Annotated in this window: 18 protein-coding genes; 13 read left to right on the top strand and 5 right to left on the bottom strand. The window is 64.1% G+C overall.

From position 1 onward, the window contains the following. Positions 1-331: 331 nt before the first annotated feature. The 10 genes from M2395_RS22600 to M2395_RS22555 all read left to right on the top strand — a co-directional run bounded on the left by M2395_RS22600 (position 332) and on the right by M2395_RS22555 (position 17,460). Positions 332-646 carry a YqjD family protein gene (locus M2395_RS22600; RefSeq protein WP_011062506.1) on the top strand — a complete coding sequence of 105 codons (315 nt, stop codon included), beginning with the start codon at positions 332-334 and terminating at the stop codon, positions 644-646. A gap of 1 nt (position 647) precedes the next feature. After that, positions 648-1,037 carry a phage holin family protein gene (locus tag M2395_RS22595; protein WP_011062507.1) on the top strand — a complete coding sequence of 130 codons (390 nt, stop codon included), beginning with the start codon at positions 648-650 and terminating at the stop codon, positions 1,035-1,037. Continuing rightward, positions 1,034-1,375 (top strand): hypothetical protein, encoded by a 342-nt coding sequence (locus tag M2395_RS22590; RefSeq protein ID WP_011062508.1) that lies wholly within the window; start codon positions 1,034-1,036, stop codon positions 1,373-1,375. Before M2395_RS22595 ends, M2395_RS22590 begins: the two co-directional genes overlap by 4 nt. A gap of 125 nt (positions 1,376-1,500) precedes the next feature. Further along, positions 1,501-2,664, top strand: a complete 1,164-nt coding sequence (locus M2395_RS22585) for an EAL domain-containing protein (RefSeq protein ID WP_053153063.1) — start codon at positions 1,501-1,503, stop codon at positions 2,662-2,664. 225 nt (positions 2,665-2,889) lie between these two features. Beyond that, complete coding sequence (locus tag M2395_RS22580) at positions 2,890-4,221, top strand: deoxyguanosinetriphosphate triphosphohydrolase (RefSeq protein WP_053153067.1); 1,332 nt, start codon at positions 2,890-2,892, stop codon at positions 4,219-4,221. Positions 4,222-4,989: 768 nt separating this feature from the next. Further along, complete coding sequence (locus M2395_RS22575; protein WP_011062511.1) at positions 4,990-6,714, top strand: ShlB/FhaC/HecB family hemolysin secretion/activation protein; 1,725 nt, start codon at positions 4,990-4,992, stop codon at positions 6,712-6,714. 103 nt (positions 6,715-6,817) lie between these two features. Next, the gene (locus M2395_RS22570) at positions 6,818-11,776 is read left to right on the top strand and encodes a hemagglutinin repeat-containing protein (RefSeq protein WP_123431288.1); all 4,959 of its coding nucleotides are present in this window, start codon (positions 6,818-6,820) and stop codon (positions 11,774-11,776) included. 202 nt (positions 11,777-11,978) lie between these two features. After that, complete coding sequence (locus M2395_RS22565; RefSeq protein ID WP_123431289.1) at positions 11,979-12,605, top strand: response regulator transcription factor; 627 nt, start codon at positions 11,979-11,981, stop codon at positions 12,603-12,605. A 43-nt stretch (positions 12,606-12,648) separates the two neighbouring features. After that, the gene (locus tag M2395_RS22560) at positions 12,649-14,391 is read left to right on the top strand and encodes a response regulator (RefSeq protein WP_123431347.1); all 1,743 of its coding nucleotides are present in this window, start codon (positions 12,649-12,651) and stop codon (positions 14,389-14,391) included. A 120-nt stretch (positions 14,392-14,511) separates the two neighbouring features. Beyond that, positions 14,512-17,460 carry an HD domain-containing phosphohydrolase gene (locus M2395_RS22555; protein ID WP_123431290.1) on the top strand — a complete coding sequence of 983 codons (2,949 nt, stop codon included), beginning with the start codon at positions 14,512-14,514 and terminating at the stop codon, positions 17,458-17,460. A 5-nt stretch (positions 17,461-17,465) separates the two neighbouring features. On the opposite strand, the gene M2395_RS22550 is transcribed toward M2395_RS22555, so the two are convergent. Both M2395_RS22550 and M2395_RS22545 read right to left on the bottom strand, forming a co-directional pair. Further along, positions 17,466-17,948 (bottom strand): GAF domain-containing protein, encoded by a 483-nt coding sequence (locus M2395_RS22550; RefSeq protein WP_011062515.1) that lies wholly within the window; start codon positions 17,946-17,948, stop codon positions 17,466-17,468. After that, positions 17,945-18,835 (bottom strand): ATP-binding protein, encoded by an 891-nt coding sequence (locus M2395_RS22545; RefSeq protein WP_019092871.1) that lies wholly within the window; start codon positions 18,833-18,835, stop codon positions 17,945-17,947. Before M2395_RS22545 ends, M2395_RS22550 begins: the two co-directional genes overlap by 4 nt. 165 nt (positions 18,836-19,000) lie before the next feature. On the opposite strand from M2395_RS22545, the gene M2395_RS22540 reads away from it, so the two are divergent. Beyond that, on the top strand, positions 19,001-21,322 hold the full coding sequence (locus M2395_RS22540; protein ID WP_011062517.1) for a response regulator: 2,322 nt from the start codon (positions 19,001-19,003) through the stop codon (positions 21,320-21,322). On the opposite strand, the gene M2395_RS22535 is transcribed toward M2395_RS22540, so the two are convergent. From M2395_RS22535 to msrB, 3 genes are all read right to left on the bottom strand, one after another. Continuing rightward, the gene (locus tag M2395_RS22535) at positions 21,306-21,767 is read right to left on the bottom strand and encodes a MarR family winged helix-turn-helix transcriptional regulator (RefSeq protein WP_077934590.1); all 462 of its coding nucleotides are present in this window, start codon (positions 21,765-21,767) and stop codon (positions 21,306-21,308) included. The genes M2395_RS22540 and M2395_RS22535 overlap by 17 nt on opposite strands. Then, positions 21,764-22,249: a glutathione peroxidase gene (locus tag M2395_RS22530; protein WP_015636530.1), complete on the bottom strand. Its 486-nt coding sequence runs from the start codon at positions 22,247-22,249 to the stop codon at positions 21,764-21,766. The genes M2395_RS22535 and M2395_RS22530 overlap by 4 nt, the downstream gene beginning before the upstream one ends. Before the next feature lie 104 nt (positions 22,250-22,353). After that, the gene (gene msrB, locus M2395_RS22525; RefSeq protein ID WP_011062520.1) at positions 22,354-22,746 is read right to left on the bottom strand and encodes a peptide-methionine (R)-S-oxide reductase MsrB; all 393 of its coding nucleotides are present in this window, start codon (positions 22,744-22,746) and stop codon (positions 22,354-22,356) included. A gap of 224 nt (positions 22,747-22,970) precedes the next feature. Between msrB and M2395_RS22520 the strand changes: the two genes are divergently transcribed. Continuing rightward, positions 22,971-24,182 (top strand): pyridoxal phosphate-dependent aminotransferase, encoded by a 1,212-nt coding sequence (locus M2395_RS22520; protein ID WP_011062521.1) that lies wholly within the window; start codon positions 22,971-22,973, stop codon positions 24,180-24,182. 301 nt (positions 24,183-24,483) lie between these two features. After that, entirely contained in the window at positions 24,484-25,371 is an 888-nt protein-coding gene (htpX, locus tag M2395_RS22515) for a protease HtpX (protein ID WP_015636531.1), read from the top strand. The last annotated feature ends 36 nt before the right edge of the window (positions 25,372-25,407 follow it).

Genomic DNA, 25,407 nt, shown 5'->3' with positions numbered 1-25,407 from the left:
TAGGCAGATCCGAAATCGGCCAGCCGTTCCCTGGCAGGGCGCCCCGCTCCTTGCACCAAGTTGGCTCCCGGGCGCGCCATTGCACGCATTCGGTGAACCGTTTTGGCGCGCCGGGGGCGGCACGACAAACCACGGGGTGAGGACTGACCTGAGGTTATGGTTTTCTTGGCCAGGGTTTACGCGGGCTACAGCGCGACCCTCGCTCGTTTTCGGCGCAGGCCCGGGGCCTGGCGCACCAGGACAAAGCAAAAGCTGTACCAGACAATTGCAGTGAACCTTCGCCCAGGGCTCACACTCATAGCTCACACAAGCAACTAACGGAGATGGAACCATGGCCAGCAAAACGGCAAAGACGGCTCAAGAAGTACTGATGGCGGATTTTCAGGCACTGGTCAGTGACACGGAGCGTCTGCTGGAACACACCGCGACCCTGGCCGGCGACCAGGCCGACGAGTTGCGCGAGCAGATCCACGACAGCCTGCTCAAGGCCCGGGAGACCCTGCAACTGACCGAAGACTCCCTGCGCCAGCGGGGCCAGGCAGCGGTCACCGCCGCCGAGGACTATGTGCAGAGCAACCCTTGGCAATCGGTGGGCATCGCTGCCGGCGTGGGCTTCCTGATCGGCCTCCTGGCGACGCGGCGCTGATATGGCTATCGGCGAATCCACTTCGTCCGGCAGCGGCCCGAGCGCGTCTTCGCGGCGCCTGGGGGCGGCAGTCCTGGGGCTGCTGCACAGCCATGTCGAGCTGTTCGGCATCGAGTTGCAGGAGCAGAAAGCACGCACCGTGAGCCTGCTGCTGTTCGCCGGGCTGGCCCTGGTGTTCGCCCTGCTGTTGCTGGTGGGGCTGTCGGCACTGGTGCTGATCCTGTTGTGGGACAGCTATCGCCTGGCTGGAATCATCGGCCTGTGCGTGTTCTACACCCTGGCGGCGATCTTCTGCGGATTGCGCCTCAAGGCAGCGATCTTCGATGAATCCTCACCTTTCCACGCCACCCTCGAAGAGTTGGCCAATGATCGGGAGCGCCTCCTGCCATGAAACTGCCTGAAGTCCCGCAGAACACTTCACGCCGGGAAATGCGCAAGGTACTGATCCGCCTGCGCATGGAAATGCACCGCCAGGAAATCCGCCACGAGTCCCAGCAACTGCTGCAACCCCTGCAACGGGTCCGCGGCCTGGGGCAGAGCTGGCAGGAAGGCTTGGGCATCAAGCACGCCCCGCTCTGGGGCGTGGCAGTGGTGACGCTCCTGGGCTTCATCACCGGCAAGGGTGCCAAGAGCGGCGGTGCCGGCGGCCTCACACGCCTGGTTCGCCTGGGCACCACGCTGGTGCCGCTGATCAAGCTGGTGATGCAAGGCTCCTCGCGCAAATCCTGAGCGGCGCTATCTGGCTGCATTCTTGCTAAGCAACCCGGATCGGCCCCTTTACCCAGGGGCCGGTTCGTGGCCGCCTCCCCGTCAGCCACGGCCCTACTCCACCCAGACTCTTGTAAGGAGGCCCTGTGATCGACGGGCAACCGCTCGCCTGCTTCCAGCCCTTCATCGACACCGCCACCGGGCGTATCGCCGGGGTCGAAGCCCTGGGCCGCCTGCGCCAGGACAATGGCCAACTGGCGTCCGTGGGGCCGCTGTTCGCCGATCCTCGAACCCCCTCCAGCGCCCTGCGCCGCCTTGACCGGCTGATCCGCGACGACGCCCTGCGGCGCCTGCACGAGGCACCCGCGGACTGGTTCCTGAGCCTGAACATTTCCCCCCGATGGATCAGCCGCCTGCGCCCCGGGCAGCCCTTGCCCAGCCTCAAGCAATTGCAGCAGAACCGCGTAGACCCGCGGCGCATCGTGTTCGAGATCACTGAACTGGGGGGCAACAGCCAACGCCTCAGCGAAGTGGTGGCGCGCTATCGCCAGGCCGGGGCACGGATCGCCATCGACGACTTCGGCGCCGGCTACTCGCAACTGGACCGGGTGCTGGCCCTGCAACCGGACATCCTCAAGCTCGACATGCGCCTGTTCCAGGCCGCGGCCCGGGGTGGCCCCAGCAGCGACGTGGTCAAGGCCCTGGCGCAGATGGCGGAGAAGACCGGCTGCTGGATCATCGCCGAAGGTGTGGAAACCGAAGCCGAACTGGATTTCGCCCTGGAGTGCGGCTCGCGCTATGTACAGGGCTTCCTGTTTGCCCAGGCCGAGCAACAGTTTTACCCCAGCGATGCCTTCGTCCAGCCCTTCGCCCGCCTGCGCGAGCGCTACGTGCGGCACAAGCTGGCCGAACGCAACCGGCTGATGCGCATGCGCCTGCAACTGGCCGAGCTGATGAACCTGCTGCAGGCCTGGGCCCAGGCCCAGGCGCCCATCAGCCAACTGCCCCGGGTCGAGGCCTTTCCCTGGCTGCTGCGTTTCTATCAGTGCGACCGCCATGGCACCCAACTGACCCCGAACCTGGAATGGCGCCACAACAGCTGGCAGGCCGACAGCAGCTACGTTGGCCACAACTGGTCCTGGCGCCCGTACTTCTATCACCTGCTGGCCGAAGGCTGGGAGGAGCGACGCCTGACCCTGTCCAACACCTACCGCGACGCCACCAGCAACCAGTATTGCCTGACCGCCGGGCAGTTTTTCGACAACGGCCAGCGCCTGCTGCTGATCGACATCGACGCGGCCGGCCTGTAACCCCGTCCCGTTTGCCGGCGAACGCAGCGCCACGATGGATGCACGAACTGCGGGCCCTTTCGCCGGCAAGCCGGCTTCTACAGGTGGGCCGCAGGCCAGGTCATTTCCGTGCAGGAGCTGGCTTGCCAGCGAAGGCGTCGACACAAGCGCAGACCATGCGCCTCTTGCGGCCACGCTCGAGAAACCGGAAGCTCTGCCCTTCAGTTTTTTTCGGAGAGACCCGCCTTGGATTGGCAGACCCTGCTCAACCGCGAACGCCTCGCAAAGCCAGTGCACAGCCCGGAAGAACTCGGCCGTAGCCCTTTCCACAAAGACCACGACCGCATCATCTTCTCCGGTGCCTTCCGCCGCCTGGGGCGCAAGACCCAGGTGCACCCGGTGTCCAGCAACGACCATATCCACACCCGCCTGACCCACTCCCTGGAAGTCAGCTGTGTCGGTCGTTCCCTGGGCATGCGCGTCGGCGAGACCCTGCGCAGCGCCCTGCCCGATTGGTGTGAGCCCAGCGACCTGGGGATGGTGGTGCAATCGGCCTGCCTGGCCCACGACATCGGCAACCCGCCCTTCGGCCACTCCGGGGAAGACGCCATCCGCCACTGGTTCCAGCAAGCCGCCGGGCGGGGCTGGCTGGATGCGATGAGCGAGGCCGAACGCCAGGACTTCCTCAACTTCGAAGGCAACGCCCAGGGCTTCCGGGTGCTCACCCAGCTCGAATACCACCAGTTCGATGGCGGCACCCGGCTCACCTACGCCACCCTCGGCACCTACCTCAAGTACCCCTGGACCGCGCGCCATGCCGACTCCCTGGGCTACAAGAAGCACAAGTTCGGCTGCTACCAGAGCGAGCTGCCGCTGCTGGAACAGATCGCCCACAAGCTGGGCCTGCCCCAGCTGGAAGACCAGCGCTGGGCCCGGCACCCGCTGGTGTACCTGATGGAAGCGGCGGACGACATCTGCTATGCCCTGATCGACCTTGAGGACGGCCTGGAGATGGACCTGCTGGAGTACGCCGAAGTCGAGGCGCTGCTACTCGGCCTGGTGGGCGACGACCTGCCGGAAACCTATCGCCAGCTGGGCCCCAGCGATTCGCGCCGGCGACGCCTGGCGATCCTGCGGGGCAAGGCCATCGAGCACCTGACCAACGCCGCCGCCAGGGCCTTTGTCGAACAGCAGGACGCCCTGCTGGCCGGCACCCTGCACGGCGACCTGGTGGAGCACATGCATGGTCCGGCCAAGCGTTGCGTACTCAATGCCAAGGATGTGGCGCGACGCAAGATCTTCCAGGACAAGCGCAAGACCCTGCACGAGATCGGCGCCTACACCACCCTGGAGATCCTGCTGAACTCCTTCTGCGGCGCGGCGCTGGAACAGCACGGCGGCAAGACCCCCTCGTTCAAGAACCGGCGGATCCTCGATCTGCTGGGCAATAACGCGCCGGACCCGAACTGGCCGTTGCATACCTCGTTCCTGCGCATGATCGATTTCATCGCCGGCATGACCGACAGCTATGCCAGTGAGATGGCCCGGGAAATGACCGGGCGCTCCAGCCCGCAATAACCGTCATTCATCAAGTGCCCGGCCACTGTGCCAGGCACTTGATATGACCTGCGACATCCAATCTGCAACTAAGGGAATCCCCTAGCCAGAGTATCGCTATATAGTTTTCTATACGTCGATAATTTCACCGGCGACACCACCAGAAACTATGGGTGCAGTGCAGAATTCTTACCACCAAGACATCTAAGGAGATCCCCTAGCAACAACAGCCCGATTAAACAAGAACAACAATAGAGCAACTACTCAAACAGAAAGAGCAAGTAGCCGAAAACACTTGGCGCTCGCAAGTTGATATACGAACTGACGATTACAGAATTAAACATCCAGTTAGCCATTCAACCAAACATCCTACCTTTGAATAATTCACCCGAGCGCCACACCCCTTGCCAATCAGGGCTGACAAGCAAATTTCGTTAGCCTTCTATGCATTTACAATTTACGTACAAATAGCCTTTTGGGTTTCGGATAGTCTCGATTTCACAGGCTATTCCCCCCGCTGACCGCCCCCGGAAAAATTAATTTTGCACTGCGCTGTAACGTTTCCACTGCAACTCACTCAACCCTTTTGTCATACCTGAATTTGCACTAACCCATCCGGCACTTACTCAGGAACTGTCACTTCCGAGCACTTGAGCACTGAACCTCAGATATAGATATCGAAGGTATTTAGCGTTCACAGGGCAGAACTAAAAGCGACGCCACTAGTTGAGCCTCATACCCGGCTTTCCGAGTGTCTGTCACTTCGTCTTATTACAGTAAGGATGCCAAGTGCCCTATTCATTACGCACTGACCGCTCCCTTCTCCCCCACACCAGCACTTGGTGCCTGGGACTGCTGCTGGGCCTGACGTACCTGACGCCGGCCCTGGCCGATAACCTGCAACCGGGCCAGGAAGCCCTGCGCCTGCAGCAACAACAGCAACGGGACCTGCAACAACTGCAACTGGAACAGCGCCAGCGGCAGATGCAGCGCGGCAGTTTCAGCAGCACCCCGGCGGCCCCCAGCCAACCTGCGCAGACTGCCAGCGACGAGCGCTGCTGGCCCCTGAGCGGCACCCGCATCGGCGGCGTCAGCCTGTTCGACAAGGCCCGGCTCAATGACTACATCAAGCCGTATGTCGCGCCGTGCATGGGGGCCAACCAGATCAACCAGCTGCTGGCGGCCATCACTCGCCTCTATGTAGAGGCCGGCTACATCGCCAGCCGCCCTTACCTGGCCAGCACTCCGGCGGCCGGGCACAGCCTGGATATCCTGGTAGAGGAAGGCTACGTCGAAGCCATCGAACTGGCCGACCAGAGCCTGCCGGTGTCCCTGCGCGGCGCTTTCCCGGGCATGCTCGGCAAGCCCCTGTACCTGCGGGACCTGGAGCAGGGCCTGGATCAACTGAACCGCCTGCGCTCCCTGGACCTGACCGCCGACATCGCCCCCGGCAGCCAGCCCGGGGCCTCGCGGATCATCCTGCGCTCGCGCAGCAGCGCCGCACGCTGGGGCCTGGGCCTGGGGGTGGACAACCTGGGCAGCGCCGGCACCGGGCGTGACCGGCAGTCGATCAACCTCAACCTCGACAGCCCGTTGCAGATCAACGATGCGCTGAACCTGAACTACAGCGACACCCTCAACCACGGCCCGCGCTACAGCCGCAGCAGCAGCCTGTTCTACTCGGTGCCCTACGGCTACTGGACCTACAGCCTGTTCGCCAGCCATGCCGAATACCGCGCGCCGCTCAAGCTGCCCCGCACCACCTTGTACAACAGCGGGCGTACCGACATGGTCAGCGGCCGCGCCGACCGGGTGCTGTGGCGCGACCAGAGCCACCAGCTCAGCGCCAACCTGCAACTGGCCTACAAGGATGTGGACAGCTACCTGCAGAAGGCCCACCTGCAGATCCAGAGCCCGACCCTGACCGTGGCCGAAGCCGGGCTCAACCTGTTCTGGCTCGACAGCGCAGTGTGGAACCTGGATGTCAATTACGCCCAGGGCCTGACCTGGTTCGGCGCCGACCGCGACTCGCAGCAGGTACAGCGCAACCTGCCCCAGGCGCAGTTCCGCAAGTACCGCGCCGGCCTCAGCCAGTGGCGCAACGGCCAGCTGGGCACCCAGCGCTGGCAGTGGCAGAGCCAGCTCTCGGCGCAGTACAGCCCGGACCCGCTGCCGGCCATCGAACAACTGCTGGGCACCGACGATTCGGCGGTGCGCGGCTATCGCATCAACAGTGCTTCCGGCGCCATTGGCGCGGTATGGCGCAACACCCTGCGCCTGCCGCTCGACAACGACCTGCCGGTCAAGATCACCCCGCGCCTGGGCCTGGACAACGGCTGGATCAAGGCCGAGCACGGCGCCCGGAGCCGGCAGCTGAGCGGTGCCAGCTTGGGGCTCAACCTGAGCTGGAAAAAACTCCAGGTCGACCTGGACTACCAACGCAGCCTCAACACCCCAGAAGGTTTCCGAACGGAGCCGGAAGTCTGGCTGGCCAGGTTCAGCCTGCAGATTTGACCCGACCGCCGATTAGCCTGAATCAACCGACGAACCTGAGCATCACGCGCCGTTGCCCCCTTAGAAAGCAACGCCCGGCTCACCCACTCAGCACGAGGTTCTCATGCCTGACAACACTCATAGATTCAACCTTTCACCCCAGGGCACATTGCGCTGGACCATCGCCGGCCTGCTGCTGGTCTCCCATCTGCCCCTGGCCCTGGCCGGCGGGATCACCGTGGCCGAGGGGCCCGGCGGCATCCCCCAACTGCAAAACCAGGGTGGCGTACCCATCGTCAACATCGTCGCGCCCAATGCCGGCGGCCTGTCCCACAACCAGTTCCTGGACTACAACGTCGGGCAACAGGGCGTGGTACTGAACAACGCCTTGCAGGCCGGGCAGTCGCAACTGGCCGGGCAACTGGCGGCCAACCAGCAGTTCCACGGCCAGGCGGCCAGCGTGATCCTCAACGAGGTGATCAGCCGCAATGCCTCGCAACTCAATGGTGCCCAGGAGATCTTCGGCCGCGCCGCCGACTTCGTGCTGGCCAACCCCAATGGCATCTCGGTCAATGGCGGCAGCTTCATCAACACCCCCAATGCCAGCCTGGTGGTGGGCCGCCCGGAACTCCAGGACGGCAAGCTGCAAGGGCTCAACACCCAGGATGCCCACGGCCAGTTGGCTATCCAGGGCGGTGGCCTGCGCAACGCCGAGGGCTCGATCAATCTGATCGCCCCGCGCATCGACAGCCAGGGCGCCCTCAAGGCCCGGGACCAGTTGAATGTCACCGTCGGTCGCAACCAGCTGGACTACCCCAGCGGCCAGGTGCGTAACGTCGACCCGGCAAGCCGCACCCAGGAGCAGCGCATCGACGCCAGCCTGTTCGGTGCCATGCAGGCCGGGCGGATCAATATCGTCAGCACCGCCGAAGGTGCCGGAGTGCGTGTCGGCGCCGTCCAGGTGGACGGCCGCGACGGGGTCAAGCTGAGTTCCGCCGGTGACCTGGACATCCGTGGCCAGGCCGTGGACAACAGCCTCGACGCGATCCGTGCCGGGGTCAGCAGCCAGGGCGACATCGAGCTGCACGGAGCCAAGGACCTGACCCTGGCCGCCACCGATGTCAGTGGCCGCAACGTCAAGCTCGACGCCGGGCGCAACCTGACCCTGAGCAGCATCGAAAGCCGCAAGCTCCAGGAAAAACGCCAGCAATGGGAAAACAGCACCATCGGCATCACCTGGGAAACCTACGACAGTACCCACACCGACAGCGACAGCCGCCAGCACGGTAACAAGGTCGTCGCCCGGCAGGATGCCGAGCTGAATTCCGGCGCCAGCACCCAGATCCAGGGCAGCAGCGTCGAGGCCGGCAATCGCCTGAGCGCCCAAAGCGGCGGCGACCTGCGCCTGACCGCTGCCACCGAGACCCACACCCAGCGTGACCAGGGCCAGCATCGCAAGCACCTGTGGAAGGAAAACTGGGACAACGCCAGCAGCGAGCAGCGCACCGTCACCAGCCAGCTCAAGAGCGGCAAGCAGCTGGAACTGACCAGCCAGCAGACACTGCAACTGCAGGGCGCCGAGCTGCACAGCCAGGGCGATATCCTGCTGAGCGCCAAGGACGTCGACATCACCAGCGCCAGCCGCCAGCAGAGCCAGAGCAACCAGCGCTACTCCGGCGACCTGGTGGGCGGTGGCTTCTTCGGCAAGAACGCCGACGGCGACCAGGGCAAGACCCAGAACCAGGGCAGCAAGGTCAACGCCGACGGCAAGCTGATCGTGCGCGCCGACAGCGTACGCATCAGCGGCAGCCAGGCCCGCGGCGGCACCGAGGCCAGCGTCATCAGTGACAAGGGCGCGCTGACCATCGACGGCGTGCGGGACACGTCCCACAGCAACAACCACAGCAAGGACAGCAAGTTCTTCGGCATTGCCAAGGACGAGAGCCGCCAGCAGAACAAGGGCAGCACCACGGTCGGCAGCCAGTTGCGCTCGGACAGCAACCTCAAGTTGCAGAGCGCCGAGGACCTGACCGTCAGCGGCTCCCAGGTCGCCGCAGCAGGGGCACTGGACGCCAGCGCCAAGGGCACGATCAAGGTCGCGGCCGCCGAAGACACCCAGCACGACAGCAGCAGCACCCAGAAGCGCGGCTTCGACGCCTACGCCAAGGAAAATGCACCGGGCACCGGCCAATACCGGGCCGGGGTGCGCTACCAGGATCAGCAGCGCAACGACAGCAGCGACAGCACCCGGCAACAGGCCTCCAGCCTCACCGGCGGCACCCTGGCGGTCACTGCCGGCGAAGATCTCAAGGTGCAAGGCAGCGACCTTGCGGCCACGGCCGGCGATGCCAGCCTGAGCGGCAAGCATGTGCAGTTGCTGGCCGCGGACAACACAACCGAGAAGCACAGCGACAGCACCACCACCGGCGGCGGCTTCTATTACACCGGCGGCCTGGACCGGGCCGGCAACGGCGTGGAAGTGGCGCACAACAGCAGCCAGGACAGCAGCAGCAAGAGCACCGCGCAAACCAGCAACATCGGCGCCAGCGGCAACCTGACCATCAACGCCGGCAACCGCCTGACCACCGAAGGGGCCCAGGTCAAGGCTGGCGGTACCTTGCAGGTCAACGCCGGCGAGGTGGTGAACAAGGCCGCCCGCAACAGCGAAACCAGCCACCACCAGGACAACAACTGGGCAGTGGATGTCGGCGCCAACGTCGAATACAAGGGCGTCACCCGGCCGATCGAGAAGGCCATCCAGGGCGTGGCCCAACGCAAGTTCCATCAACCGGGAGTACTCGATGCCCTGGAACAGCCCAACGTCGGGCTGGACGTGGACGTCAGCCACCAGAACCGCCAGCTGGACAGCAGCAGCGGCACCGCGGTGGTCAGCCAGTTGAGCGGTGGCCAGGTCGAGGTCAAGGTCAAAGGCCAACTGCAGGACCAGGGCACCCAGTACCGTGCCACTGATGGCGCGGTGAAAATCAGCGCCGACAGCCTGCTGGCCAGCGCCGCCAGCAACAGCACCAGCAGCAGCGAACAGGCCCTGGATGCCAAGGCCGGCGTGCGGGTCTACACCAATACCGGCGAGGACCTGAACATTCGCGGCAGCGGCGCCGGTGGCAGCAGTACCGTCACCAGCAGCAAGGACCAGGCCCAGGTCGGCAGCTACAACGCCAGCCAGGGCGTGGACATCCAGCTGGCCGGCGACGGGCGCTTCGAAGGCAGCCAGTTCAACGGCGGCCAGGGTGGCGTGACGCTCAAGAGCGGCGGTGAACTGGCGCTGAACCAGGCCAATGACCGCCAGAGCAGCAGCAACTCCAGCCTGCGTGGCGACGCCTCGCTGACCCTGGGCACCACCCCGGGCAGCAACGGCAGCAACCTCAACCTGGGTGCCGGTGTCCAGCTGGACCACAAGAGCCTGGAGCAGCAGGACAGCCAGGCGCGGGTTGCCAGCATCCAGGGCCAGGGCCCGGTGCAGCTCGACAGCGGCGCCAACCTGACGCTGCAAGGCACGCAGATCGGCAACGCGGCACGGCCTACCGGCGATATCCGCCTGGACGCTGGCGGCAAGCTGGACCTGCAAGCCGCCGTGGACACCCACACCAGCCGGGGCAGCAACCTGGGTGGCGGGCTCACTGCCGGTGCCAGTAAAACCAGCAGCGAGCAAAGCAGCGGCAAGAGCGTCAACCTCAGCGCCAACTTCAACATTGGCCGGGTCTCTGAAAACGACCAGAGCCAGCGCGGCGCGCAACTCTACAGCCAGGGCCAGGTCCTGCTGGGCAGCGCCGCCACCGGCGACGACGCGATTCACTTGCAGGGCACCCGGATCGATGCCGGCAAGGTCGTCCTGGATGCGGCCCAGGGCGGCATCTTCCAGGAGTCGGCGCACTCTACCCAGGCCCATGACAACTGGGGCCTGACCCTGGGCGCCGGTGGCAGCATGGGCAAGACCACCCTGGCCGATGCCAGCGAGCACGACTCGCCGAAAATCGACCGCGGGATCAACGCCCGGGCCAAGATCGACGTCGACCAGCGCCAGAGCACCACCCAGCACAACAGCCTGATCAAGGCCGACCAGGTGGTCCTCAACAGCGCCGGCAACGTGCATCTGGCCGGGGCCAACATCGACGCGCAACGGGTCGACGGAGCCATCGGTGGCCGCCTCGACATCGAAAGCCGCCAGGACCGCCTGCGCAGCACCCAGGTCAATATCGACGCCAAGCTGGAAGTGGCGAAGAACCAGCCCGGGCTGGTGGACAAGCTGGCCAAGCCGGCCGGCCCGCTCAAGGACGACCTGAAGGCCAAGGCCGAGAAAGGCTTCGACAAGCACCGCGAGAAACTGGAGAACGCCGTGGACAAGGGCGTCGACAAACTCGGCTCGGCCAAGGACAGCGTGGTCGCCCAGGCCAGCAACGCCAAGGAGCGCCTGGGCGAGAAGCTCAGCCGCAGCGGCAGCTACGACGTCAACCCCGAGCCCCGTGGCGCCTTTGGCAACGGTGTGGACAAGGCCAAGAGCTACCTGGCCGACAAGGCCGACGCCGTGGGCAATGGCTTCTCCAGCCTCAAGGAACGCTTCTGGCCGAAAACCAGCGACAGCTACTCGGTCAGCGAGAAGAACACCACCGGCAGCAAGGTGGCCAACACCGCTGAAGGCGTACTGTTCGGCGACAAGAGCGGCAACACCTCCTACACCCCGACCTTGAACCTGGGCTTCAGCCATGCTGGCAAGGACAGTGTGGAGCAGGCCTCGGGCATCCTTGGCCAGCAAGGGGTGAACCTGCGGGTCAGCGGTGAAACCACGCTCACCGGTGCACGCATCGGTGCCAGCGAGGGCCGGGTCGACCTGGGGGGCTCCAAGGTCACCAGCAACGCCCTGGCCGGCTCGGACTACCGTGTCGACGCCGGGCTCAACCTGTCCAAGTCACCGGTCAACCTGGCCCTGGGCGCCGGTAGCGAGCTGACCCGCAAACAGGACGAGGCCACCAGCAAGGACCAGGTGTTCAACCTCGGCCCGCTGCGTGTCGGCGGCCACAGCAACAGCCAGCTGCTGCAAGCCGGTATCGATCAGAAAACGCCATGAGGTCATGGCCGCCCTCCTTCCTGGGAGGGCGGCCTGGGTGCCCCACCCTGTTGAACTTCCATTAGATGCCACCCGCCTGTAATCCCTCCCCTTATTCTGTGTAAGGCGCTTCCTAGATTGCGTCTAACCGCACTTTCGCCACTTTTCCCCTCCACCAGCTGGGCTAACGTTCGGGCTTTCCATTGGTCGGCTGGAGGCCTGTATGGGCTCGGTACTAATCATTGATGATCATCCCGTGGTGCGCATGGCCATTCGCATCCTGCTGGAGCACGAGGGGTATTCGATCGTTGGTGAAACCGATAACGGCGTCGATGCACTGCAAATGGTCCGTGATTGCGAACCGGACCTGGTCATCCTCGATATCTGCATTCCCAAGTTGGACGGGCTGGAGCTGCTGGAGCGCCTCGGCAACATGCCGAAGCCCTCGCGGATCCTGGTCCTGACCGCCCAGTCCGCTGCCCTGTTCGCCAACCGCTGCATGCGCGCCGGGGCTTGCGGCTACGTCTGCAAACAGGAGGACATGAGCGAGCTGCTCAGCGCCATCAAAGCAATCTGCAGCGGCTACAACTACTTCCCCAGCCAGGCCCTGCAGGTTGACCGCATCACTTTTGGCTCGCCACTGGAGTTGGCGCAGTTCAACTCACTCAATGACCGGGAATTGATGGTCCTGCAGCTGTTCGCCATGGGCCAGACCAACAAGGAAATTGCCGCCGGCATGTTTCTCAGCAACAAGACCGTCAGCACCTACAAGAAACGCATCATGCAGAAACTGGCGACCACTTCGATGAGTGAACTGGTGGACATGGCCAAGCGTAACGCATTGATATGAACCGCCAGCCAGCCCCTTCCCCGATGTGCCGGGTACCCTGGCCATGACCCCTGCCCTGCTGCCGATGGGCGTTGCTGCCCTGCTGTTGCTGTCGATGGCGGCCGGGCTGGGCCTGGCCTGCCTGTACCGGCAACTGCGCCAACACCGGCAACAGGTCCAGGCGCTGCAACAGACGGTGGCAACCCTGGGCACCAGCCTGCAGCAGGCCGAGCGGGCCAACCGCCTGAAAGGCCAGTTCCTCGGCCACCTTGGCCATGAGATCCGCACACCACTGAACGCCTTCATCGGCCTCCTGGAACTGGTGCTGCAACGCACCGAGGACGGCTCAGCCAACCGTGGTTCCCTGGAGCTGGCCCTGGGTGCCGCCAGTGACCTGCGGGAGCTGCTCGGCGACCTGCTGGACATCAGCCGGATCGAGTCCGGGCAACTGCAACTGAACCCGGCCTGGACCTGCCTGAGCCACAGCGCCGAGGCAGTGCTGGGGGTGTTCCAGGCCCTGGCCCGGCAGAAGAACCTGGACCTGAGCCTGGAGTTCCAGGCCCCATCCCCCGAACCCCAGGTACTGGTAGATGGCCTGCGTTTCAAGCAGATCCTGACCAACCTGTTGAGCAATGCCCTCAAGTTCACCCGACAGGGCAAGGTGCAGGTCAAGCTGCAATTGCTGCCGGCGGCGCGCCCCGGGCACTTCGACCTGCTGCTGCGGGTGCTGGACACCGGCATCGGCATTCCCCCACAGGAGCGCCAGCGCCTGTTGCAGCCCTTCGCCCAGGTGGAACCGACCAGCCAGTCGCCACGGGACAGCAGTGGCCTCGGCCTGCCCATCAGCCATCAGCTGTGCCTGCAGATGGGGGGCAGCCTGAGCCTGCACGGCCGCACGGGCCCCGGATGCGAAGTGCAGGTCAGGCTGACCTTGCCCGGCCGCACGGCCGTCGCCCCCAGGCCCGTCGCCGCCACGCCGGCTGCTGCCCAACTGCCGCTGGATGTGCTGCTGGCAGACGATCACCCTGCCAGCCTGACCTTGCTGCAAGGGCAACTGGAGCACCTCGGGCACCGGGTCACCTGCGCCGGGAACGGGTTGCAGGCCTATCAGCTATGGCGCGAGGGCGACTTCGACCTGCTGATCGTCGACTGCAACATGCCCTTGATGAATGGCTACCAACTGGCCGAGGCCATACGCCGCAGCGAAGGCTCCGGGCCGGCGGTCAACCTGATCGGCTGCAGCGCCAGCAACGACCCGCAGACGCATCAGCGTGGCCTGGATGCCGGCATGCACGATTGCCTGTGCAAGCCCTTGGGGCTGGAGTTGCTGGGCTCACGCCTGGCGACGCTGCACCCCCGGCCAAGGCCGGACAGTTTCAGCATCGAGGCCTTGTTCACCCTGACCCATGGCAAGCCGCAGCTTGTCCGGAGCATGCTGGAAAAACTGTCGCAGTGTTGCCGTGAGGATCGCCACCTGCTGGGGAGGATCCCGCCCGACGATTTCACCGCCCTGCTGGAGCTGGCCCACAAGATCAGGGGCTCGGCGCTGATGGTCCGGGCCACCCCCTTGCAGAACTGCTGTGAAGACCTGGAGCGGGCTTGCCTGGAACGGGCCGGGGCTACCGTCATCAGCACCGCTGTGCGCGCCCTGGACCTGGCCCTGATACGCCTTGCCCAATCCCTGCACCGACACCTCGAAGGCCAGGCTCGATCGCAACCTGCGCTGCCCCGCGAAGCAACCCGGCCTGCCTCTTGCCAGGAAAATAGCAAAAGGCCAGTATTCCCTAGCCGTCAGCCACACCCATGAAACCCGTAGCAACGGTTTCCTCGACACCCTCGGCCCCCGGTAAAGCCAAGGCAGGCAATGCCAGCCTTAACTATGCTTGGGTCCTGAGCCATGCCTCGTGTGCCTTTGGAGTGAATTGGAATGCTGAGCACCCCTGCCTTAGCACAACGCCGCTTTCCTCTGCATATCCATATCAGTGCAATGTTCACCTTGCTGTTGCTCCTGACGGGTGTGGTGCTGGGCCTCTACAACTACCAGCAGACCACGCGGCTGATCCTCGACAGCAGTGAAAAGCTTTTCCAGCGCATCGAGCTGGATGTACGCAGCGACGTCAAGGCCACCTACGATCCCATGCGCCATCTGCTCAGCCTGCTGGCGGGCTCGCCGGCGGCCCAGGCGGCGAACCTGGAAGACCGGCTGACCCTGCTGCGGCCTTTCAGCCAGGCCCTGCTGGACAACCCGGACCTGGCTTCGCTGTACCTGGGCTACGCCAATGGCGATTTCTTCATGGTGCGGCCACTGCGCAATCAGCAGATCCGCGAAAGGCGCCAGGCCCCGCAGAACAGCGCCTACGAGGTGTGGAGCATCGAACGCGACTCGCGCACCGGCCAAGTCCATTCCCAATCGCTGTTCTATGACCCCGCGCTGGTATTGATCGACCGCCTGGAGCACCCCGACGAGCGCTACGACCCACGTAACCGCGACTGGTTCTCCAGCGCCCGGGGCGACGCCGACCAGATCACTACCCGCCCCTATGTGTTCTTTTCCACCCAGAACGTCGGCACCACCCTGGCCCGGCACAGCGGCAAGATGGCCGTGATCGCCGCCGACCTGACCCTGGAACAGCTGTCCTCGACCCTGGCCAAGCACCGCGTCACACCCTCCACCGAGGTTGCCCTGCTGGATGACCAGGGCAACGTCGTGGCCTACCCGGACAGCCAGAAGCTGCTGCCGGAACAACGCAGTGCGCGGCTGGTCAAGGCGAACGACCTGAGCCCGGCGCTCGCTGCCCTGATGCGTGGCCAGACCGAAGGCGGCCATCTGCAGGCCCAGGGGCGCAGCTGGATTGTCGCCAGCGGCCATATCGCCGAGGGTGGCCCCGGCGGCTTGCAGCTGGCGCTGCTGGTGCCCGAGGACGAACTTCTGGCCGACGCCTATCGCCTGCGCTGGCAAGGCGCGCTGATTACCCTCACCACCCTGCTGCTGTGCCTGCCCCTTGGTTGGCTGATCTCCCGGGTCCTGGTACGGCCGCTGCACGCCCTGGTGCAGGAGGCCGACGCGATCCGCAGTTTCGATTTCGACTATCCGGTTTCCCGGCGTTCACCGGTGCTGGAAGTTGATCAACTGAGCATCTCGATGGCGCGGATGAAAGACACCCTGGCGAGCTTTTTCGAGATCAACGCCAGCCTGTCCGCCGAAACCCGTTTCGACCCGCTGCTGCAACGGGTGCTGTTCGAGACCGTGAAGATCGCCCAGGCCCAGGCCGGCCTGATCTACCTCTGTGAAAGCAAGGGCACGCGCCTGGAGCCCCATGGGCTGATCATCGATGGCCAGCCCCAGGACATGACGCAGTTCCCCATCGGCTCCCGGGAACTGGCGGACAGCCGGACTCCCGAGTGGCTGAGCCAACTGACCCACAACGACAGCGTGGTCACCACCCTGGGATTCGATCAGGCCGCAGACCTGCAGAGCGTGTTGCTGGCCCTCGACAGCCCCAGTGCGCACCTGGTGGGCATCCGCCTGCGCAACCGGCACAACGAAACCATAGGCATGCTCCTGCTGTTCCTGGTGGACAGCGGCGCCGAGGCCGACCTGGACAAACTCAGCCCGGACCGCATCGCCTTTATCCAGGCTGTGTCCGCCACCGCCGCCCTGTGCATCGAGAGCCAGCGCCTGCAGAACAAGCAGAAACAGTTGCTGGATGCCTTTATCCAGTTGCTGGCCGGGGCCATCGACGCCAAGAGCCCCTACACCGGCGGCCACTGCCAGCGGGTACCGGCCTTGACCCTGATGCTGGCCGAGGCGGCCGCCGCCAGCCAGGACCCGCGATTCGCTGCCTACCAGCCCGGCGAGGACGAGTGGGAAGCCTTGCACATCGCCGCCTGGCTGCACGACTGCGGCAAGGTCACCACCCCGGAATACGTGGTGGACAAAGCCACCAAGCTGGAAACCCTGAACAACCGCATCCACGAAATCCGCACCCGCTTCGAGGTGCTCAAGCGCGACGCCTGGATCGACTACTGGCGAGCCCTGGCCCTGGGCGGCGACGAACAGCCTCTTGCCGCCGAGCGCGAGGCCCGGCTGCTGGCCCTGGACGATGACTTCGCCTTTGTCGCCCGCTGCAACATGGGCACCGAATTCATGGCCGAGGCCGATCAGCAGCGCCTGCAGCGCATCTCCCAGCGCACCTGGAGCCGGACCCTGGACGATCGCCTGGGGGTTTCCTGGGAGGAGAACCAGCGCCAGGAACGCACCCCGGCGCCGAGCCTGCCGGTGCTGGAACCGCTACTGGCGGACAAGCCCGAACACCTGCTGGAGCGCAGCGCCACGGAAGTCATGGCGGCGGACAACCCCTGGGGCTTCAAACTGCAGGTGCCCAGCCACAAGTACAACCGTGGTGAGCTGTACAACCTGAGCATTGCCCGGGGCACACTGACGGCCGAAGAACGCTATGTGATCAACCACCACATCGTGCAGACCATCATCATGCTCGAGCACCTGCCCTTCCCCAGCCACTTGCAGAACGTGGCGGAGATCGCCGGCGGCCACCACGAGAAGATGGACGGCACCGGCTACCCCAAGCAGCTCAAGCGCGAACAGATGAGCCTGCCCGCGCGGATGATGGCCATCGCCGACATCTTCGAGGCCCTGACGGCGGCAGACCGCCCCTACAAAAGGGGCAAGACCCTGAGCGAGGCGCTGAACATCATGGCCATGATGTGCCGCGATGCCCATATCGATCCCGAGCTGTTCGAACTGTTCATCCAGCAGCGGATCTACCAGCGCTACGCGGAGCGTTTCCTGACGCCGCAACAGGTCGACCCGGTGGACCAGGATTCACTGCTCAAGAAGGCGGGCTTGAGCACCTGAGGGCTTCAGCAGTCGCTCAGGCGCAGAAAGATCGCCGCCAGTTGCTCGATTCCCGCCTGGTCGGCAACACCGAAGCGCGCCAGCTTCGGGCTGTCCAGGTCGAGCACGCCGATCAACCGGCCGTCCTTGACCAGCGGCACCACCAGCTCGCTGTTGGAGGCGCTGTCACAGGCAATGTGCCCGGCAAAGGCGTGCACATCTTCCACCCGCTGGGTCTGCAGAGTCGCCGCCGCGGTACCGCAGACGCCGCGGCCAAACGGAATCCGCACGCAGGCGATCTGCCCCTGGAACGGCCCGAGCACCAGCTCCTGGTTGCGGTTGAGGTAGAACCCCGCCCAGTTCAGGTCCTCCAGCTGGCTATAGAGGAAGGCTGAGAACTGCGCGGCGTTGGCGATGAAATCACGCTCATCGGCCAGCAGCGACTCCAACTGCGCGCACAGCAGCCCGTAACCGTCCAGGCCTTGGCCGGCGCTTTGCAAATCGATCATGCTTTTTGCTCCAACAACTGCAGGCCCACCCAATAGCGGGCAAATTGATAGGCACAACGGCCATTGCGGTTGCCCCGGCCGGTGGCCCAGCGTACCGCGAGGATGTCCAGTTCTTCGTCACGCTGCCAGTCGAGGCCGGCCTTGCGCGCCAGTTCGCCGATCCAGTGCTCCACCACGTTGAGGAAGTGCTCCTGGGTGAAGGGATAGAACGACAGCCACAGGCCGAAACGGTCCGACAGGGCGATCTTGTCTTCCACGGCTTCACTGGGATGCAGCTCGCCGTCGACGCGCTTCCAGTTCTCGTTGTCGCTTTCCTTTTCCGGCACCAGGTGCCGGCGGTTCGAGGTGGCGTACAGCAGCACGTTCTCCGGGGCCTGCTCCAGGGAGCCGTCGAGCACGCTCTTGAGCACCCGGTAATCGCCCTCGCCAGCCTCGAACGACAGGTCATCGCAGAACAGCACGAAACGCTGGGGCAGCTTGACCAGCTGTTCCACCACCCGCGGCAGGTCCGCCAGGTGGTCACGCTCGATCTCGATCAGCCGCAGGCCGCCCTTGGCGTGCTCGGCCAGCAGGGCCCGTACCAGGGAAGACTTGCCAGTGCCACGCGAACCCCAGAGCAGGGCATGGTTGGCTGGCAGGCCGTCAAGGAACTGCTGGGTGTTGCGCGCCAGTTGCTCACGCTGCTTGTCGACCCCGATCAGGTCGCTCAGGCGCATGTCCAGGCTGACTTCCAGCGGCAGCAGGAAACCGCTGCGCCCTTCACGCTGCCAGCGGGCCGCCAGGCACTGATTCCAGTCGATGGGCTGGCGCAGGGTGGGCAACAAGGGTTCAATCCGCGCCAGAACCGCATCGGCACGTTCAAGAAATGCATTCAATCGAGCATCCACGACTTTTCCTCAGGCACGTTCAAGGTAATGATGCGGCACACAGAGCAAACGCAATCCCGATCAAGGGGTCTATCGCTTTATCAGCTGCTGCCCGGCCAGCCCGGCAACCAAAAATGATCAGCTATGCTTGCGCAGCGAAGGGAAACGAAAGTGGTTCAACCCCCCATGGATATCAAGTTCACCAACCGCCTGTCCTATAAACAGGCCCGGCTCACCGTGCTGGTGGGTTTCATTCTGGGGACCGCGCTCAGTCTGCTGCAAATCGGCATCGATTATGCCAGCGAAGACGCCTCCATCAATCGTGAAATCCAATCGCTGCTGGAAATCAGCCACAATCCGGCCTCGCGCATCGCCTACAACATCGACGCCGAGTTGGCCCAGGAATTGACCCTGGGCCTGCTGCGCTCCCCGGCGATCATTCGCGCGCAATTGATCGACAACAACAATACCCTGCTGGCCAACGTCGAACGGCCACCGCAACAGAGCCGCTATCGGGCCATCAGCGACTTCCTGTTCGGCGCCGATCGCCAGTTCGAGGATCGCCTGTATCTGAGCCACCTGCCGGAGGAGTCCCTCGGCACCCTGCACCTGGATGTGGATACCTACGCCTTCGGCAGCCGTTTCCTGCGGCGTGCCGAAGTCACCCTGATCAACGGGTTCGCCCGCAGCCTGATCCTCACCGGGATTCTCCTGGCGCTGTTCTACGTGATGCTGACCAAGCCCTTGGTGCGGGTGATCCGCGAGCTCAGCAGCCGCGACCCGCGCAGCCCGAAACAGGCCAAGCTGGACTTTCCCCATGGCCACGAGAACGACGAAGTCGGGGTGCTGGTCAAGGTGGCCAACCAGCAGTTCGACATCATGGCCACCGAGATCCAGCAGCGGCGCAACGCCGAGAACCGCCTGACCGAATACCTCGGGCAGCTGGAGAACATCGTCTCGGCCCGCACCACCGAGCTCAAGGCCAGCAATGCCCGGCTCAGCCAGTCCAACGAGGAACTGGAGATCGCCCGGCGCACTGCCCTGGACATGGCCCAGGCCCGGGCGGCGTTTCTGGCCAACATGAGCCACGAGATTCGCACCCCGCTCAATGGCCTGCTGGGGATGATCGCGCTGTCCCTGGACAGCCCGCTGAACCCCGAGCAGCGCCAGCAGCTGTCGATTGCCCACGACTCCGGCAAGGTCCTGGTGGAATTGCTCAACGATATTCTCGACATGTCCAAGTTCGACGCCGGGCAACTGGAGCTGGAGCGCATTCCCTTCGATCTCGGGGTACTGGTGGAGGACACCGCCAACCTGCTGTCGCAAAACGCCGCGGCCAGCGTGGAGCTGGCCTGCCTGATCGCCCCGGACTTCCCCGCCCTGGTACTGGGGGACCCGACCCGAGTGCGGCAGATCGTCAGCAACCTGCTGTCCAACGCCCTCAAGTTCACCCGTTTCGGCCGCGTCGATGTGCGCCTGAGCACCCTGGGCGACGGGGTGCGCATCGAGATCTGCGACACCGGCATCGGCATCGCCCAGGAAGCCCAGGTGCGCATCTTCCAGCCCTATACCCAGGCCGGCGCCGGTATCACTCGCCAATACGGAGGCACCGGCCTGGGCCTGGCCCTGACCTACAACCTCTGCGAAGCCATGGACGGCCGCCTGAGCATCAGTTCGGAAGTCGGCTTCGGCAGCCAGTTCTGCGCCGACCTGCCTCTGCCCTGCCACACTCCGGCCGCCCCGCCGCCGGCGCTGGCCGGGAAGATCATCGCCATCACCGAGGCCGGCAGCGGCCTCGCCGAGCTGCTGGCCAGCCTGCTGCCCAGTTGGGGCCTGAGCTATCAGCGCTGTGATATCGAGGATTCCCTGGCCGGCCTCGACCCCGACCTGCTGATCACCGACTGCCCGGAATGCCTGTTCGGCCTGCGCCCGGCGATCCGCGCGCCAATCCTGCTGGTGACCGCCTATGGCAGCTTCCTGCCCAGCGAAGAGGCCAACGCCCTGGCGCCGCTGCAACAGCAGGCCCGGCCCCTGGCGCGCAATGCGTTGTATCAGACCCTGCGACGCTCGTTGCTGGGGGAAACCATCACCCTCAACGACGCCCAGCTGGAAATGCCGGTGCAACGGCGCCGGGCGGACATTCTGCTGGTGGAGGACAACCCGGTGAACCAACTGGTGGCCAAGGGCATGCTGAGCAAGCTCGGCTGCGCGGTGACCGTGGCCGCCCATGGCGCCGAAGCCCTCAACCAGTTGGAGCTGCATCGTTTCGATCTGGTGCTGATGGACTGCAACATGCCGGTCATGGATGGCTACGAAGCCAGCCGGCAGATCCGGCGCAGCGGGCGCTGGCCGGATCTGCCGATCATCGCCCTGACTGCCAACGCCATGCCCGAGGAGCGTGAACGCTGCCGCGCCGCCGGCATGAGCGACTACCTGGCCAAACCGTTTCGTCGCGAAGAATTGATCGCCCTGCTCGACCTCTGGGTGCCGACTACGACAAAGCTTTGATCTGCTGCAGCAACTGATCCAGGCCGTCGCGCAACTGATCGAGGTTATCCAGATCGATCCCGCTGTCGCACAGCAGCGCCGCCTTCAGCGGCGGCACCTGCTCACGCAGCGCCAGGCCGCGCTCGCTCAAGCTCAAGTGCACCTCGCGCTCGTCGCGCCCGGACCGCTGGCGCTGCACCAGTTGCAACTGCTCCAGACGCTTGAGCAACGGGGTCAGGGTCCCGGAATCCAGGGCCAGGCGCTCGCCCAGGGCCTTGACCGTCGGCAGGGACGGAGGCGTTGCCTGCCATTCCCACAGCACCAGCATCACCAGGTACTGCGGGTAGGTCAGGCCCAGGCGGTCGAGCATCGGCTTGTAGCCACGGACCACCGCCCGCGAGGCGGCGTACAGCTTGAAGCACAGCTGGGAATCGAGTTTCAGTGAATCCACGGACAGGTCGTTCATTTGAGCAGGGCTTCGATCTCGCGGCTCAGGTCCTGGGGTTTGGTTGCCGGAGCGAAACGCTTGACCAGCTTGCCGTCCTGGCCGATCAGGAACTTGGTGAAGTTCCACTTGATGCCTTGGGAGCCGAGCACGCCGGGTGCGCGCTTTTTCAACTGAGCGAACAGTGGATGGGCCCCGGCGCCATTGACCTCGATCTTCTTGAACAGCGGGAAACTCACACCGTAGTTGAGCTCGCAGAACTCGGAGATCGCCCCTTCGTTGCCTGGTTCCTGCTTGCCGAACTGGTTGCAGGGAAAGCCCAATACCACCAGCCCCTGGTCCTTGTAGGTCTGCCACAGCTCTTCGAGCCCCTTGTATTGCGGGGTGAAGCCGCACTTGCTGGCAGTGTTGACCACCAGCACGGCCTTGCCGGCGAAGTCCGCCAGGGTCTTTTGTTCACCCTTGATGGTGGTGCAGGGAATGGTCAGCAGTGAGTCGGTCATGACGGCAACTCCATGTGTGGAAGTAAGAGGCAGCAAAATAGCGCTCAATTAAATTGCATGCAATTTAATTGAACAAAAGGCGATTCCGAAGAATCGCCAACCGGTCAGCGCGGTACCAGGTCCAGGCACACCGAGTTGATGCAGTAACGCAGGCCGGTGGGCGGCGGGCCGTCCGGGAACACGTGGCCCAAGTGCGCGTCGCACTTGGCGCAGACCACTTCGGTACGAATCATGCCGTGGCTCATGTCACGGATCTCCACCATGGCGCTGTCGGCAATGGGCTCGTAGAAACTCGGCCAGCCACACCCGGAATCGAACTTGGCCTTGGAATCGAACAGCGGCTCATTGCAGCAGATGCAGTGATAGACCCCATCGGTCTTGGTGCCGTTGTACTTGCCCGAGAAGGGCCGTTCGGTGCCCTTGAGCCGGCAGACGTTGTACTGCTCCGGGTCGAGCATCGACCGCCATTCTTCCAGGGTTTTTTCCAGCTTTTCCATGGTCCTTCCTCTGCAACGGAAAAAGCCCGATCTGTGTCTTTTCCACGGATCGGGCGGCACGTATGATTGCGCCTCGTCAGACGCCAGTCTGGCAGCCGCGTTACACCCATTCAAACGGATTTTGCCGCAGCCGGTGCGGGTTACAGGCCGGTGTGACACGGCAGGATTCCCAGTACGGTAGTTCATCCTCCGCCTGGATCGTTCATTTTCGGGAACACATCGCCATGCAGGTCAGCAAATCGAACAAGCTCGCCAACGTCTGTTATGACATTCGCGGCCCAGTGCTCAAGCACGCCAAACGTCTGGAAGAGGAAGGCCACCGCATCCTCAAGCTGAATATCGGCAACCCGGCGCCCTTTGGTTTCGAAGCGCCGGACGAAATCCTCCAGGACGTGATCCGCAACCTGCCCACTGCCCAGGGCTACAGCGACTCCAAGGGCCTGTTCAGTGCGCGCAAGGCGGTGATGCAGTACTACCAGCAGAAGCAGGTGGAAGGCATCGGTATCGAAGACATCTACCTGGGCAACGGTGTTTCCGAGCTGATCGTGATGGCCATGCAGGCCCTGCTCAACAACGGCGACGAAGTGCTGGTGCCGGCCCCCGACTACCCGCTGTGGACCGCCGCGGTGAGCCTGGCCGGCGGCAACCCGGTGCACTACCTGTGCGACGAGCAGGCCAACTGGTGGCCGGACCTGGCCGACATCAAGGCCAAGATCACCCCGAACACCAAGGCCCTGGTGATCATCAACCCGAACAACCCCACCGGCGCCGTCTACCCCAGGGAAGTACTGCTGGGCATGCTGGAGCTGGCCCGCCAGCACAACCTGGTGGTGTTCTCGGACGAGATCTACGACAAGATCCTCTACGATGACGCCGTGCACATCTGCACCGCCTCGCTGGCCCCGGACCTGCTGTGCCTGACCTTCAACGGCCTGTCCAAGTCCTATCGGGTAGCCGGTTTCCGTTCCGGTTGGGTGGCCATTTCCGGTCCCAAGCAGCACGCCCAGAGCTACATCGAAGGCATCGACATGCTGGCCAACATGCGCCTGTGCGCCAACGTGCCCAGCCAGCACGCCATCCAGACCGCACTGGGCGGCTACCAGAGCATCAACGACCTGGTGCTGCCCCCGGGCCGCCTGCTGGAACAGCGCAACCGCACCTGGGAACTGCTCAACGACATTCCCGGGGTCAGTTGCGTCAAGCCCATGGGCGCGCTGTATGCCTTCCCGCGGATCGACCCGAAGATCTGCCCGATCCACAACGACGAGAAGTTCGTCCTCGACCTGCTGCTCTCGGAAAAGCTCCTGGTGGTGCAAGGTACGGCCTTCAACTGGCCATGGCCGGATCACTTCCGCGTCGTGACCCTGCCGCGGGTGGATGACCTGGAGCAGGCCATTGGTCGGATCGGCAGCTTCCTCAAGTCCTACCGCCAGTAACGGAAAAATCGCAGTGCGATCCTTCTCTGGTCGCACTGCGATTAATTCAGCAACACATCTTCACTGCCCTGCTCCACTCCCCTTCTATAAGCTTGCACTTTCCGTCCTGCCCACTGTCACACCTCTGCACCGCAGCCGGGTGGCGGCCGCCCTGGCGTTGGCTCATGGCGTTGAACTACAAGCGTCTAGACCCGGTCTGTGCGACACAGTTTGAAATAGAAGCCGTATTGAATAGGCGGTTGCCGCACCTTATATACCCCGCAGTACGCTACATCTTTAGCTTGAGGAGATTTCTACAACCATGATGCGAATCCTGCTGTTTTTGGCCACTAACCTTGCGGTCGTGCTGATTGCCAGCATCACCCTGAGCCTTTTCGGCTTCAACGGGTTCATGGCGGCCAATGGGGTTGATCTGAACCTCAATCAGCTGCTGATTTTCTGTGCGGTCTTCGGTTTTGCCGGTTCGCTGTTCTCGCTGTTCATCTCCAAGTGGATGGCGAAGATGAGCACCAGCACGCAGATCATCACCCAACCGCGCACCCGCCATGAGCAATGGTTGCTGCAGACCGTCGAGCAACTGTCCCGCGAAGCGGGCATCAAGATGCCCGAAGTGGGTATTTTTCCAGCCTATGAGGCCAACGCCTTTGCCACCGGCTGGAACAAGAATGATGCGCTGGTAGCCGTCAGCCAGGGCCTTCTGGAACGTTTTTCGCCCGATGAAGTGAAAGCCGTGCTGGCCCACGAGATCGGCCACGTCGCCAACGGTGACATGGTGACCCTGGCACTGATCCAGGGTGTGGTGAACACTTTCGTGATGTTCTTCGCACGGATCATCGGCAACTTCGTCGACAAGGTGATCTTCAAGAACGAAGAAGGCCAGGGCATCGCCTACTACGTGGCGACCATCTTCGCCGAACTGGTTCTGGGTATCCTGGCCAGCGCCATCGTCATGTGGTTCTCGCGCAAACGCGAATACCGCGCCGACGAAGCCGGCGCCCGTCTGGCCGGCACCAACGCGATGATCGGCGCGCTGCAGCGCCTGCGTTCGGAACAGGGCCTGCCGGTGCACATGCCCGACACCCTGAATGCCTTCGGCATCAACGGTGGCATCAAGCAGGGCCTGGCTCGCATGTTCATGAGCCACCCTCCGCTGGAAGAGCGTATCGAGGCCCTGCGTCGTCGCGGCTGATCCAGTGCAAGGCAATACCCAAAAGGGCGACGCAAG

The organism is Pseudomonas sp. BIGb0176, from assembly GCF_024810175.1.
Taxonomy (GTDB): Bacteria; Pseudomonadota; Gammaproteobacteria; order Pseudomonadales; family Pseudomonadaceae; genus Aquipseudomonas; species Aquipseudomonas protegens.
The sequence above is the reverse complement of the archived record's forward strand: the minus strand, read 5'-3'. Positions and strand labels throughout refer to the sequence as shown.